Below are 14,013 nucleotides of genomic sequence, written 5' to 3'. Positions count from 1 at the left end.
GTTCGTCTTCGCATTCTTTATCACACGACGAAACGCCTCCCGGTCAGGGGAAGGTAAAAAAGAATGCGAAGAAAAACGGCGTCTGTTTCATAAAGTCATCCTGAAATTGATAGGGTTAAAGTACCTGCACTGTTTTGATCCTGTCAATAAAAAACGCGCCCGAAGGCGCGTTGTCGGTACACTCAATTTTAGAGGATTACTCTTCTTCAACTTCTTCCGCGAAGCTGGCGTCTTTCACCGAGGTTGCGGCGCGACGTGCTTCACCTTTGTGTTGCACTTTATTGAGCTGTCGTTCCAGCTTGTTGATCAAATCGTTAATTGCGGTGTACATATCCTCGTGTTTTGCGCTGGCGACCAGATGGCCGTTTGGAGTATTGATAGTTGCATCAGCGATGAAACCCTGCGGCTCCTTGGACAGGATGATATGTGGATTAATCAAATGTGTTTGCCATTTATCCAGTTTGGCGAGACGGTCTGCGACGTGCTGGCGGATTGCCGGAGTAATTTCCATTTGTTTACTGGTAATGTTCATTGTCATAAATTTTACCTCTTGTCTTTCCGTCTTGGTGATTCCAGCATACCCGACCTAATGTCAAAATGTGTGATTTAGATCACGTTATTTTGTCGGTTTTTGTCAGGGAATCTTTTTTGTGAGGCAGGGCAGGAAGAGGTGAGATTTACCTTGTCGAAGCCAACAATTGCGGTCATAGTTGAATGGATGTGTTAAAGCTAAACCGCTTCAGCGTAAGTGTGAAAGAATAAAAAAACGGCAGCCCGCGGCTGCCGTTATGCGTTGTAGCGGTATCAGGTGTTGCTGCTGTTCGCGGCGATGATTTTCGCCACTTTGTCAGCCTGAGCCGTCATCTGCATCTGGCGATACGCATTTTCCATCAGCTTCAGGCCATCACGCGTGGCCTGGGTATCCGGATAATCACGCAGCATGCCTTCTACACGGTTAACCACGGCAACCCATGCGCCACGGCGGGTGTAGTATTCCGCAACGGAGTACTCATATTTCGCCAGACGATCTTTCAGGAACACCAGACGCTTAGTGGCATCGGTAATGTACTGGCTGTTCGGGTAGCTACGCACCAGTTTGGAGAAGTCATTGAAAGCATCACGCGCATGTTGCGGGTCACGGTCGGAACGATCCACCCCGAAGAAGCCCTGCAATGCACTGTCATCCAGCGCCATGTTAGTCAGGCCGCGCATGTACATCACGTAATCGATGTTAGGATGGGTAGGGTTCAGACGCATGAAACGATCGATCGTTGCCTGAGCCAGCGGCAGATCGGCATTTTTGTAGTAGGCGTAGATAAGATCTAACTGTACCTGCTGCGAATACGGGCCAAACGGATAGCGATTATCCAACGCTTCCAGTTGCGTTATCGCTTGTTTCCAGTTACCGTCCTGCAACTTTTGTTGTGCAGTCGCATAGATTTCATTCGGCGGATTGTCAGGGACCTGTTCATTCGAACCGGAGCAGCCCACCAAAGCCAGGCTCAACGTGGCCGCTGCCACCAGATATTTCATGCGCGTCATGACGTTTTGACTTTCCTCAAATGTTTGTCCGGGAGAAACTCAGTTCCTGCTCCCGATTAAGACCAGCTACAATAGCACACTATATTAAACGGCAAAGCCGTAAAACCCAACGTTAAACGAAGAAGCAGTTTATGGCACAACGAGTAGAACTCACCGCAACAGTCTCCGAAAATCAGCTCGGTCAACGCTTAGATCAGGCTTTGGCCGAATTGTTCCCTGATTATTCGCGTTCACGCATAAAAGAATGGATCCTTGACCAGCGCGTGCTGGTAAACGGCAAGATCTGGGACAAACCAAAAGAGAAAGTGTTTGGTGGGGAAGCTGTCGCCATCAATGCTGAAATCGAAGAGGAAGTCCGCTTCGAGCCGCAGGATATCCCGCTGGATATCGTCTACGAAGATGACGATATTCTGGTCATCAACAAGCCGCGCGACTTTGTTGTTCATCCGGGCGCGGGCAATCCTGACGGTACGGTACTTAACGCTCTCCTTCATTATTATCCACCGATAGCCGACGTACCGCGTGCCGGTATCGTTCACCGTCTGGATAAAGACACCACGGGTCTGATGGTGGTGGCGAAGACGGTCCCAGCTCAGACTCGCCTGGTGGAATCTTTGCAATTGCGCGAAATTACCCGTGAATATGAAGCGGTGGCGATTGGTCATATGACCTCTGGCGGCACGGTGGAAGAGCCTATCAGCCGTCACCCAACCAAGCGTACGCATATGTCCGTACACCCGATGGGTAAACCGGCGGTAACCCACTACCGCATCATGGAACATTTCCGTATTCATACGCGCCTGCGTCTGCGTCTGGAAACCGGGCGTACTCACCAGATCCGCGTGCACATGGCGCATATTACCCATCCGCTGGTGGGTGACCCGGTTTACGGCGGTCGTCCGCGTCCACCAAAGGGCGCATCGGATGAATTCATCTCCGTGCTGCGTAAATTCGATCGCCAGGCGCTGCATGCGACGATGCTGCGTCTTTACCACCCAATTACTGGAATTCAGATGGAATGGCATGCGCCGATCCCACAGGATATGGTGGAACTTATCGACGCGATGCGCGCAGATTTCGAAGAACATAAGGATCACGTGGACTGGTTATGACCAAACTGATTGTCCCGGAGTGGCCACTGCCTGAAGGCGTGGCCGCCTGTAGTTCAACCCGTATCGGTGGCGTGAGCCAGGGCGCGTGGGAGTCTCTGAACCTCGGTGCGCACTGTGGCGATAACCTGGAGCACGTTGAAGAGAACCGTAAACGCCTCTTTGCTGCGGGAAACCTTCCTTCAAAACCGGTCTGGCTTGAGCAGGTGCACGGTAAAGCGGTGCTGAAGCTGACGGGTGAGCCCTATGCGTCTAAGCGCGCCGATGCTTCGTACAGCAATACGCCGGGAACGGTTTGCGCGGTGATGACCGCTGATTGCCTGCCGGTGTTGTTCTGCAATCAGGCAGGAACTGAAGTGGCTGCTGCCCACGCCGGATGGCGAGGCCTGTGCGAAGGTGTGCTGGAAGAGACCGTTGCCTGCTTCCATGACGATTCTGCAAATCTCATCGCCTGGCTTGGCCCGGCGATTGGCCCGCAGGCGTTTGAGGTAGGGCCCGAAGTGCGCGATGCCTTTATGGAAAAAGATCCGCAAGCGGTCGAAGCGTTTGTGGCTTCCGGAGATAAATATCTGGCCGATATTTACCAGCTTGCCCGCCAGCGCCTGAATAACGTCGGCGTGACCCAAATCTTCGGCGGAGATCGCTGTACCTTCACCGAAAAGGGTGATTTTTTCTCCTATCGCCGCGACAAGACGACAGGTCGTATGGCAAGTTTCATTTGGCTGATATAACCTAAAGAATCAAGACGATCCGGTACGCGCCGTTTTCTTTTCACATAATTCAGGTTATTAACCTTGAATAATTGAGGGATGACCTCATTTAATCTCCAGTAGCAAATTTGACCTGTTATGGGAGGAGTTATGCGTCTGGATCGTCTTACTAATAAATTCCAGCTTGCTCTCGCCGATGCCCAGTCCCTTGCACTGGGGCACGACAACCAATTTATCGAACCTCTTCATTTAATGAGCGCCTTGCTGAATCAGGAAGGGGGATCGGTACGTCCTTTATTAACGTCCGCTGGCATTAATGCCGGCCAGTTACGCACCGCCATCGATCAGGCGCTGAGCCGTTTACCGCAGGTAGAAGGTACCGGCGGCGACGTGCAGCCGTCGCAGGATCTGGTGCGCGTGCTGAACCTTTGCGACAAGCTGGCGCAAAAACGTGGGGACAACTTTATTTCGTCAGAGCTGTTTGTTCTGGCGGCGCTTGAATCACGCGGTACCTTAACCGACCTGCTGAAATCCGCCGGTGCAACCACCGCTAATGTGACCCAGGCGATTGAGAAAATGCGCGGAGGTGAAAGCGTGAACGACCAGGGAGCCGAAGACCAACGTCAGGCTTTGAAGAAATTTACGGTCGACCTGACCGAACGTGCCGAGCAGGGCAAACTTGACCCGGTAATCGGCCGTGACGAAGAAATTCGTCGGACTATCCAGGTACTGCAACGTCGTACCAAAAACAACCCGGTGCTGATTGGTGAGCCTGGCGTCGGTAAAACCGCCATCGTTGAAGGGCTGGCGCAGCGTATCGTTAATGGCGAAGTGCCCGAAGGGCTGAAAGGCCGTCGCGTACTGGCGCTGGATATGGGCGCGCTGGTGGCCGGGGCGAAATACCGCGGTGAATTTGAAGAGCGTCTGAAAGGCGTGCTGAACGATCTGGCGAAACAGGAAGGTAACGTCATCCTGTTTATCGACGAACTGCACACCATGGTGGGGGCGGGTAAAGCTGACGGCGCAATGGATGCCGGGAACATGCTGAAACCTGCGCTGGCACGTGGTGAACTTCACTGCGTCGGCGCCACTACGCTGGACGAGTATCGTCAATACATTGAAAAAGATGCCGCGCTGGAGCGTCGCTTCCAGAAGGTGTTTGTCGCTGAACCAAGCGTTGAAGATACCATCGCTATTTTGCGTGGTCTGAAAGAGCGTTATGAGCTGCACCATCACGTGCAGATCACAGACCCGGCCATCGTTGCGGCGGCGACGCTTTCGCATCGTTACATTGCCGACCGTCAGTTGCCGGATAAAGCCATCGACCTTATCGATGAAGCGGCGTCCAGCATCCGTATGCAGATTGACTCGAAACCGGAAGAGCTGGACCGACTCGATCGCCGTATTATCCAGCTCAAGCTGGAACAGCAGGCGCTGAACAAAGAGTCTGATGAAGCGAGTAAGAAACGCCTCGATATGCTTAACGAAGAACTGGACGAGAAAGAGCGTCAGTATTCTGAGCTGGAAGAAGAGTGGAAAGCTGAGAAAGCCTCCCTCTCTGGCACCCAGACAATCAAGGCGGAGCTGGAGCAGGCGAAAATTGCCATTGAGCAGGCCCGTCGCGTAGGAGATCTGGCGCGGATGTCCGAGCTACAGTACGGCAAGATCCCTGAGCTGGAAAAACAGCTTGAGATCGCCACGCAGTCGGAAGGCAAAACCATGCGTCTGTTGCGTAATAAAGTGACGGATGCCGAGATTGCCGAAGTGCTGGCGCGCTGGACGGGCATTCCTGTGGCTCGCATGATGGAAAGCGAACGTGAGAAACTGCTGCGTATGGAGCAGGATCTGCATCAGCGCGTCATTGGACAGAACGAAGCGGTCGAAGCGGTATCTAACGCCATTCGTCGTAGCCGTGCGGGGCTGTCCGATCCGAATCGTCCAATCGGCTCGTTCCTTTTCCTGGGGCCAACCGGTGTCGGTAAAACCGAGCTGTGTAAAGCGCTGGCTAACTTTATGTTCGACAGCGATGACGCAATGGTGCGTATCGATATGTCCGAGTTTATGGAGAAACACTCCGTCTCGCGTCTGGTCGGTGCGCCTCCGGGATATGTCGGTTATGAAGAGGGCGGTTACCTGACGGAAGCGGTTCGTCGTCGTCCTTATTCCGTCATCCTGCTGGATGAAGTGGAAAAGGCTCATCCTGACGTGTTTAACATTCTGTTGCAGGTGCTGGATGATGGGCGTCTGACGGACGGGCAGGGAAGAACGGTCGACTTCCGTAACACGGTGGTGATCATGACCTCGAACCTGGGTTCCGATTTGATTCAGGAACGCTTCGGTGAGCTGGATTACAGCCATATGAAAGATCTTGTGCTGGGTGTGGTCAGCCAAAACTTCCGTCCGGAGTTCATCAACCGTATTGATGAAGTGGTCGTGTTCCATCCGCTGGGCGAGAAACACATCGCGTCGATTGCGCAGATCCAGTTGCAGCGTCTGTACAAACGTCTGGAAGAGCGTGGGTATGAAATCCACATTTCCGACGATGCGCTGAAACTGCTGAGCGAGAATGGTTACGATCCTGTTTATGGTGCGCGTCCGTTAAAACGTGCTATCCAGCAGCAGATCGAAAACCCGCTGGCACAGCAAATCCTCTCTGGGGAGCTGGTTCCGGGCAAAGTTATTCGTCTGGAAGCCAACGACGATCGCATTGTGGCAGTGCAGTAAGTCACAAAACGCAAAAACGGGCCGCTTGCGGCTCGTTTTTGTTTAAAAACCAGGCGAAAATTGAGGTCTGGGATGTGATTTGCCTGGAAAATGAGCGGTCAGTAAATAATTTTCACTTTATCCTTGCAGGTTCGGAATTACTCCCTATAATGCGCCTCCACTGACACGGAACAACGGCACGCAAGCCGCCGGGTCAGCAGAGAAAAGCAAAACAAACGCTTGACTCTGAAGCGGGAAAGCGTAATATGCACCACCCGCGCCGCAGCGAAAACGAAGCGGCACTGCTCTTTAACAATTTATCAGACAATCTGTGTGGGCACTCAAAGTGACATGGATTCTTAACGTCGCAAGACGAAAAATGAATACCAAGTCTCAACGAGTGAACACGTAATTCATTACGAAGTTTAATTCACGAGCATCAAACTTAAATTGAAGAGTTTGATCATGGCTCAGATTGAACGCTGGCGGCAGGCCTAACACATGCAAGTCGAACGGTAACAGGAAGCAGCTTGCTGCTTCGCTGACGAGTGGCGGACGGGTGAGTAATGTCTGGGAAACTGCCTGATGGAGGGGGATAACTACTGGAAACGGTAGCTAATACCGCATAACGTCGCAAGACCAAAGAGGGGGACCTTCGGGCCTCTTGCCATCGGATGTGCCCAGATGGGATTAGCTAGTAGGTGGGGTAACGGCTCACCTAGGCGACGATCCCTAGCTGGTCTGAGAGGATGACCAGCCACACTGGAACTGAGACACGGTCCAGACTCCTACGGGAGGCAGCAGTGGGGAATATTGCACAATGGGCGCAAGCCTGATGCAGCCATGCCGCGTGTATGAAGAAGGCCTTCGGGTTGTAAAGTACTTTCAGCGGGGAGGAAGGCGATAAGGTTAATAACCTTGTCGATTGACGTTACCCGCAGAAGAAGCACCGGCTAACTCCGTGCCAGCAGCCGCGGTAATACGGAGGGTGCAAGCGTTAATCGGAATTACTGGGCGTAAAGCGCACGCAGGCGGTCTGTCAAGTCGGATGTGAAATCCCCGGGCTCAACCTGGGAACTGCATTCGAAACTGGCAGGCTAGAGTCTTGTAGAGGGGGGTAGAATTCCAGGTGTAGCGGTGAAATGCGTAGAGATCTGGAGGAATACCGGTGGCGAAGGCGGCCCCCTGGACAAAGACTGACGCTCAGGTGCGAAAGCGTGGGGAGCAAACAGGATTAGATACCCTGGTAGTCCACGCCGTAAACGATGTCGACTTGGAGGTTGTGCCCTTGAGGCGTGGCTTCCGGAGCTAACGCGTTAAGTCGACCGCCTGGGGAGTACGGCCGCAAGGTTAAAACTCAAATGAATTGACGGGGGCCCGCACAAGCGGTGGAGCATGTGGTTTAATTCGATGCAACGCGAAGAACCTTACCTACTCTTGACATCCAGAGAACTTAGCAGAGATGCTTTGGTGCCTTCGGGAACTCTGAGACAGGTGCTGCATGGCTGTCGTCAGCTCGTGTTGTGAAATGTTGGGTTAAGTCCCGCAACGAGCGCAACCCTTATCCTTTGTTGCCAGCGGTCCGGCCGGGAACTCAAAGGAGACTGCCAGTGATAAACTGGAGGAAGGTGGGGATGACGTCAAGTCATCATGGCCCTTACGAGTAGGGCTACACACGTGCTACAATGGCGCATACAAAGAGAAGCGACCTCGCGAGAGCAAGCGGACCTCATAAAGTGCGTCGTAGTCCGGATTGGAGTCTGCAACTCGACTCCATGAAGTCGGAATCGCTAGTAATCGTGGATCAGAATGCCACGGTGAATACGTTCCCGGGCCTTGTACACACCGCCCGTCACACCATGGGAGTGGGTTGCAAAAGAAGTAGGTAGCTTAACCTTCGGGAGGGCGCTTACCACTTTGTGATTCATGACTGGGGTGAAGTCGTAACAAGGTAACCGTAGGGGAACCTGCGGTTGGATCACCTCCTTACCTTAAAGAACCTGCCTTTGTAGTGTCCACACAGATTGTCTGATGAAAAGTAAATAGCAAGGCGTCTTGCGATTGAGACTGTACGTCCCCTTCGTCTAGAGGCCCAGGACACCGCCCTTTCACGGCGGTAACAGGGGTTCGAATCCCCTAGGGGACGCCACTTGCTGGTTCGTGAGTGAAAGTCACCTGCCTTAATATCTCAAAACTGACTTGCGAGTCATGTTTGAGATATTTGCTCTTTAAAAATCTGGATCAAGCTGAAAATTGAAACGACACACAGCTCATGTGTGTTCGAGTCTCTCAAATTTTCGCAATCAGAAGTGAAACATCTTCGGGTTGTGAGGTTAAGCGACTAAGCGTACACGGTGGATGCCCTGGCAGTCAGAGGCGATGAAGGACGTGCTAATCTGCGAAAAGCGCCGGCGAGGTGATATGAACCCTTGACCCGGCGATGTCCGAATGGGGAAACCCAGTGCAATCCGTTGCACTATCGTTAACTGAATACATAGGTTAACGAGGCGAACCGGGGGAACTGAAACATCTAAGTACCCCGAGGAAAAGAAATCAACCGAGATTCCCCCAGTAGCGGCGAGCGAACGGGGAGCAGCCCGGAGTCTGAATCAGCTTGTGTGTTAGTGGAACGGTCTGGAAAGTCCGACGGTACAGGGTGATAGTCCCGTACACGAAAGCACACTTGCTGTGAACTCGAAGAGTAGGGCGGGACACGTGGTATCCTGTCTGAATATGGGGGGACCATCCTCCAAGGCTAAATACTCCTGACTGACCGATAGTGAACCAGTACCGTGAGGGAAAGGCGAAAAGAACCCCGGCGAGGGGAGTGAAAAAGAACCTGAAACCGTGTACGTACAAGCAGTGGGAGCCTCTTTATGGGGTGACTGCGTACCTTTTGTATAATGGGTCAGCGACTTATATTCTGTAGCAAGGTTAACCGTATAGGGGAGCCGAAGGGAAACCGAGTCTTAACTGGGCGTTAAGTTGCAGGGTATAGACCCGAAACCCGGTGATCTAGCCATGGGCAGGTTGAAGGTTGGGTAACACTAACTGGAGGACCGAACCGACTAATGTTGAAAAATTAGCGGATGACCTGTGGCTGGGGGTGAAAGGCCAATCAAACCGGGAGATAGCTGGTTCTCCCCGAAAGCTATTTAGGTAGCGCCTCGTGAACTCATCTTCGGGGGTAGAGCACTGTTTCGGCTAGGGGGCCATCCCGGCTTACCAACCCGATGCAAACTACGAATACCGAAGAATGTTATCACGGGAGACACACGGCGGGTGCTAACGTCCGTCGTGAAGAGGGAAACAACCCAGACCGCCAGCTAAGGTCCCAAAGTCATGGTTAAGTGGGAAACGATGTGGGAAGGCACAGACAGCCAGGATGTTGGCTTAGAAGCAGCCATCATTTAAAGAAAGCGTAATAGCTCACTGGTCGAGTCGGCCTGCGCGGAAGATGTAACGGGGCTAAACCATGCACCGAAGCTGCGGCAGCGACGCTTATGCGTTGTTGGGTAGGGGAGCGTTCTGTAAGCCGTTGAAGGTGTGCTGTGAGGCATGCTGGAGGTATCAGAAGTGCGAATGCTGACATAAGTAACGATAAAGCGGGTGAAAAGCCCGCTCGCCGGAAGACCAAGGGTTCCTGTCCAACGTTAATCGGGGCAGGGTGAGTCGACCCCTAAGGCGAGGCCGAAAGGCGTAGTCGATGGGAAACAGGTTAATATTCCTGTACTTGGTGTTACTGCGAAGGGGGGACGGAGAAGGCTATGTCAGCCGGGCGACGGTTGTCCCGGTTTAAGCATGTAGGCGGAGGTTCCAGGTAAATCCGGTTCCTTGTTAACGCTGAGGTGTGATGACGAGGCACTACGGTGCTGAAGTGATAAATGCCCTGCTTCCAGGAAAAGCCTCTAAGCATCAGGTAACACGAAATCGTACCCCAAACCGACACAGGTGGTCAGGTAGAGAATACCAAGGCGCTTGAGAGAACTCGGGTGAAGGAACTAGGCAAAATGGTGCCGTAACTTCGGGAGAAGGCACGCTGATATGTAGGTGAAGCCCCTGCGGGCGGAGCTGAAATCAGTCGAAGATACCAGCTGGCTGCAACTGTTTATTAAAAACACAGCACTGTGCAAACACGAAAGTGGACGTATACGGTGTGACGCCTGCCCGGTGCCGGAAGGTTAATTGATGGGGTTAGCGGCAACGCGAAGCTCTTGATCGAAGCCCCGGTAAACGGCGGCCGTAACTATAACGGTCCTAAGGTAGCGAAATTCCTTGTCGGGTAAGTTCCGACCTGCACGAATGGCGTAATGATGGCCAGGCTGTCTCCACCCGAGACTCAGTGAAATTGAACTCGCTGTGAAGATGCAGTGTACCCGCGGCAAGACGGAAAGACCCCGTGAACCTTTACTATAGCTTGACACTGAACACTGGTCCTTGATGTGTAGGATAGGTGGGAGGCTTTGAAGCGTGGACGCCAGTCTGCGTGGAGCCAACCTTGAAATACCACCCTTTAATGGCTGGTGTTCTAACGTGGACCCGTAATCCGGGTTGCGGACAGTGTCTGGTGGGTAGTTTGACTGGGGCGGTCTCCTCCCAAAGAGTAACGGAGGAGCACGAAGGTTGGCTAATCCTGGTCGGACATCAGGAGGTTAGTGCAATGGCATAAGCCAGCTTGACTGCGAGCGTGACGGCGCGAGCAGGTGCGAAAGCAGGTCATAGTGATCCGGTGGTTCTGAATGGAAGGGCCATCGCTCAACGGATAAAAGGTACTCCGGGGATAACAGGCTGATACCGCCCAAGAGTTCATATCGACGGCGGTGTTTGGCACCTCGATGTCGGCTCATCACATCCTGGGGCTGAAGTAGGTCCCAAGGGTATGGCTGTTCGCCATTTAAAGTGGTACGCGAGCTGGGTTTAGAACGTCGTGAGACAGTTCGGTCCCTATCTGCCGTGGGCGCTGGAGAATTGAGGGGGGCTGCTCCTAGTACGAGAGGACCGGAGTGGACGCATCACTGGTGTTCGGGTTGTCATGCCAATGGCACTGCCCGGTAGCTAAATGCGGAAGAGATAAGTGCTGAAAGCATCTAAGCACGAAACTTGCCCCGAGATGAGTTCTCCCTGAGACTTTAAGTCTCCTGAAGGAACGTTAAAGACTATGACGTTGATAGGTCGGGTGTGTAAGCGCAGCGATGCGTTGAGCTAACCGATACTAATGAACCGTGAGGCTTAACCTTACAACGCCGAAGGTGTTTTGGCGAAAGAGACAGACACGATTTTCAGCTTAGATTCAGAGTCCGAAGGATTTTGCGCTGAGACAAGGCGGCAAACGAAGGAAAGGAAGGAGCATACTGAGGTATGTGACTGACTTTACGAGAGCAGCCAACGCAGTATCAGTGCGAAAGACACAGGACAGAGCACAAGAATTTGCCTGGCGGCTTTAGCGCGGTGGTCCCACCTGACCCCATGCCGAACTCAGAAGTGAAACGCCGTAGCGCCGATGGTAGTGTGGGGTCTCCCCATGTGAGAGTAGGGAACTGCCAGGCATCAATTAAGAAGAACCCCGTACCGTAAGGTGCGGGGTTTTTTGCTTTGTACGTGGAAAACATGCCGGATGGCGGCTTCCACTTATCCGGCCTACAATTGTTAAAACAATTTTAACAATGGTGCCGCTTTGACTCGTCCCTTTGATTATCAACAAGATTTTGCCAATATTAATTTTCGCGAACATCCCGAACGGTATCAGGTGGGCCGGGGTGAGCAGGGCGTATTGATGGTCGAGCCTTATAAAAGCGAAATCCTGCCGCACTGGCGTTATAAAAATGCTGAAGTCGCAGCGCGTTCGGCAGAAGAGATCTACGCCCTTTTTGAAGAATACCGCAGGAAAAACGATTTTGTCGGCATGGATATGGCGCGTAAATTCATACAGATGGGATACACCCGTGCCCGGCGATACGCCAATCATAAAGGCGGTAAAAAGTATGATGAGAAGCGCCAGGTCAAACCCCTCGATCACGATCCAGTAAAAGCAGAAGCCGCTGCGGTGTTCAAAACGTGGTGGGATAAAATTCGTGCTGATGAAGATTATTTGCAGCGAAAAAAGGCTCACCAGCAAGCGTGGGGATAATTACTACGTCCGCTAATAATTCGATACCTGATCGAGTTCACAAAATCCAATGAAACATATTGGAAACATTTTATTTACCTAACGATTCGTTTTAAATCCGGTTTTACTGTTTGTGGGCAATGGCCCGCAATGTGAGACAGGGGATTTTAAAATGACAGAAACCGTAGCCAGTGCAGATACGGATAACACAAGTTTAGCAGGCAAGGATACTCGCCGTCGGGTTTGGGCAATCGTTGGAGCTTCATCGGGGAACCTTGTAGAGTGGTTTGATTTTTACGTCTATTCATTTTGTTCACTCTACTTTGCACATATCTTCTTCCCGTCAGGGAACACTACAACGCAGCTTCTGCAAACCGCAGGCGTTTTTGCCGCCGGATTCCTGATGCGTCCCATTGGCGGATGGCTGTTCGGCAGGATCGCGGACAGGAAAGGGCGCAAGACATCCATGCTCATCTCTGTGTGCATGATGTGCGTCGGCTCGCTGGTGATTGCCTGCCTGCCCGGATATGACACAATCGGAACATGGGCACCGGCGTTGCTGCTGCTGGCACGTCTGTTCCAGGGGCTGTCAGTGGGTGGCGAATACGGCACCAGCGCGACGTACATGAGCGAAGTAGCTGTTGAAGGGCGCAAAGGTTTCTATGCATCATTCCAGTATGTAACCCTCATTGGCGGTCAGCTGCTGGCGTTACTGGTTGTGGTGATCCTTCAACAAATCCTTAGCGATGAAGATTTACGCGCCTGGGGCTGGCGCATCCCGTTTGCCCTGGGGGCTGCCCTGGCGGTTGTGGCGCTGTGGTTACGCCGTCAGCTTGATGAAACCTCCCAGCAGGAGGTCAGGGCGCTGAAAGAAGCCGGTTCGATGAAAGGGCTGTGGCGAAACCGCAAAGCGTTTTTGATGGTATTAGGCTTTACCGCCGCAGGCTCGCTAAGCTTCTATACCTTCACCACCTATATGCAAAAATATCTGGTCAACACCACGGGCATGCATGCTAACGTTGCGAGTGTCGTCATGACGATGGCGTTACTGGTCTTTATGCTCATCCAGCCGATTGTTGGCGCGCTGTCGGACAAAATAGGTCGCCGCACCTCCATGCTGATCTTTGGTGGCATGCTCACCCTGGGGACTGTTCCGCTTTTGACGGCGCTACAGCATACAACCTCTCCGTATGCCGCTTTCGCTTTGATTATGGTGGCACTTATTATTATTAGTTTTTACACGGCAATCAGTGGCATTTTGAAAGCGGAAATGTTTCCCGAACAGGTGAGGGCGCTGGGCGTAGGCCTCTCTTATGCGGTCGCTAACGCCCTGTTCGGCGGTTCGGCAGAGTATGTCGCGCTATCCCTTAAGTCATGGGGCAGTGAATCGACCTTTTTCTGGTATGTCACCATCATGGGGGCGCTGGCGTTTATTGTCTCCCTGATGCTGCATCGTAAAGGAAAAGGTATCCGCCTTTAGTAATGCGCCATCTGCCAGACGGCGTAGCCGGTTGTTGCCCCGGCTACGTCCCAGGCAAAATCTTTCCAGCTCCAGCCGCTTCCCGAGGGGCGGCTATCCCAAAGTTCTTTTGATGCCCCCAGGCTGATGGAGAACATCAGACCCATTGTGGCACTTCGATCCCGGCTATAACCCTGGTGCAGCGCATATTCATTACCCGCAGCGGACAACATTGCAGACGCCAGAAAGTGTTGAGCTTTATCCTGACCCGACCAGTTATCATTAGCCATATGGCTGCAACCGGTCAGGAAAAGAGGGATTATCAGGAAAGGCGTACGCATTAACAGACTCCATAAAAAAGCCCCGTCGATGACAGGGCTCGTG

9 protein-coding genes, 1 tRNA gene, 3 rRNA genes and 1 other annotated feature (1 of these 14 only partly in view) are annotated in these 14,013 nt (G+C 52.7%); of the genes, 9 read left to right on the top strand and 4 right to left on the bottom strand.

The features are described 5' to 3' along the window. Positions 1 to 92: a sequence feature (Phe leader region), on the bottom strand (it extends 34 nt beyond the left edge of the window). The 3 genes from pheL to bamD all read right to left on the bottom strand — a co-directional run bounded on the left by pheL (position 44) and on the right by bamD (position 1,542). Beyond that, positions 44 to 91 carry a pheA operon leader peptide PheL gene (gene pheL, locus RS584_RS17410; protein ID WP_100229775.1) on the bottom strand — a complete coding sequence of 16 codons (48 nt, stop codon included), beginning with the start codon at positions 89 to 91 and terminating at the stop codon, positions 44 to 46. Its footprint overlaps the feature before it by 48 nt. Positions 93 to 196: 104 nt before the next feature. Continuing rightward, on the bottom strand, positions 197 to 538 hold the full coding sequence (raiA, locus tag RS584_RS17405; RefSeq protein ID WP_003863162.1) for a ribosome-associated translation inhibitor RaiA: 342 nt from the start codon (positions 536 to 538) through the stop codon (positions 197 to 199). 266 nt (positions 539 to 804) lie between these two features. Then, complete coding sequence (bamD, locus tag RS584_RS17400) at positions 805 to 1,542, bottom strand: outer membrane protein assembly factor BamD (RefSeq protein WP_003863164.1); 738 nt, start codon at positions 1,540 to 1,542, stop codon at positions 805 to 807. 131 nt (positions 1,543 to 1,673) lie between these two features. Here bamD and rluD point away from each other — a divergent pair, with 131 nt between their 5' ends. The 9 genes from rluD (at position 1,674) to RS584_RS17355 (ending at position 13,650) form a co-directional block, all read left to right on the top strand. Further along, positions 1,674 to 2,654, top strand: coding sequence for a 23S rRNA pseudouridine(1911/1915/1917) synthase RluD (gene rluD, locus RS584_RS17395; RefSeq protein WP_017383977.1), 981 nt, complete (start codon positions 1,674 to 1,676; stop codon positions 2,652 to 2,654). Then, positions 2,651 to 3,382: a purine nucleoside phosphorylase YfiH gene (yfiH, locus tag RS584_RS17390; protein ID WP_023304261.1), complete on the top strand. Its 732-nt coding sequence runs from the start codon at positions 2,651 to 2,653 to the stop codon at positions 3,380 to 3,382. The genes rluD and yfiH overlap by 4 nt, the downstream gene beginning before the upstream one ends. Positions 3,383 to 3,511: 129 nt before the next feature. Continuing rightward, entirely contained in the window at positions 3,512 to 6,085 is a 2,574-nt protein-coding gene (gene clpB / locus RS584_RS17385; protein ID WP_017692862.1) for an ATP-dependent chaperone ClpB, read from the top strand. 426 nt (positions 6,086 to 6,511) lie between these two features. Next, positions 6,512 to 8,053 (top strand): 16S ribosomal RNA (locus RS584_RS17380). Between the two features lie 84 nt (positions 8,054 to 8,137). Next, positions 8,138 to 8,213: transfer RNA gene (locus RS584_RS17375), tRNA-Glu, on the top strand. A 182-nt stretch (positions 8,214 to 8,395) separates the two neighbouring features. Next, positions 8,396 to 11,301 (top strand): 23S ribosomal RNA (locus tag RS584_RS17370). Between the two features lie 193 nt (positions 11,302 to 11,494). Continuing rightward, positions 11,495 to 11,610: ribosomal RNA gene (gene rrf, locus RS584_RS17365) — 5S ribosomal RNA — on the top strand. Together the 16S, 23S and 5S rRNA genes with 1 tRNA gene alongside form the textbook arrangement of a ribosomal RNA operon. A gap of 128 nt (positions 11,611 to 11,738) precedes the next feature. Beyond that, on the top strand, positions 11,739 to 12,191 hold the full coding sequence (locus RS584_RS17360; protein ID WP_032619240.1) for a DUF4385 domain-containing protein: 453 nt from the start codon (positions 11,739 to 11,741) through the stop codon (positions 12,189 to 12,191). Positions 12,192 to 12,342: 151 nt separating this feature from the next. After that, positions 12,343 to 13,650, top strand: coding sequence for an MFS family transporter (locus RS584_RS17355; RefSeq protein WP_315748382.1), 1,308 nt, complete (start codon positions 12,343 to 12,345; stop codon positions 13,648 to 13,650). On the opposite strand, the gene RS584_RS17350 is transcribed toward RS584_RS17355, so the two are convergent. Next, entirely contained in the window at positions 13,647 to 13,970 is a 324-nt protein-coding gene (locus tag RS584_RS17350; RefSeq protein ID WP_003860739.1) for a YfiM family lipoprotein, read from the bottom strand. The genes RS584_RS17355 and RS584_RS17350 overlap by 4 nt on opposite strands. Positions 13,971 to 14,013: the final 43 nt, after the last annotated feature.

This window comes from Enterobacter sp. DTU_2021_1002640_1_SI_PRY_ASU_LCPMC_013 (genome assembly GCF_032389435.1).
In the GTDB taxonomy this organism is placed as follows: Bacteria; Pseudomonadota; Gammaproteobacteria; order Enterobacterales; family Enterobacteriaceae; genus Enterobacter; species Enterobacter hormaechei_C.
Note: the sequence above shows the minus strand (reverse complement) of the source record. Positions and strands in the feature narration are given on the sequence as shown.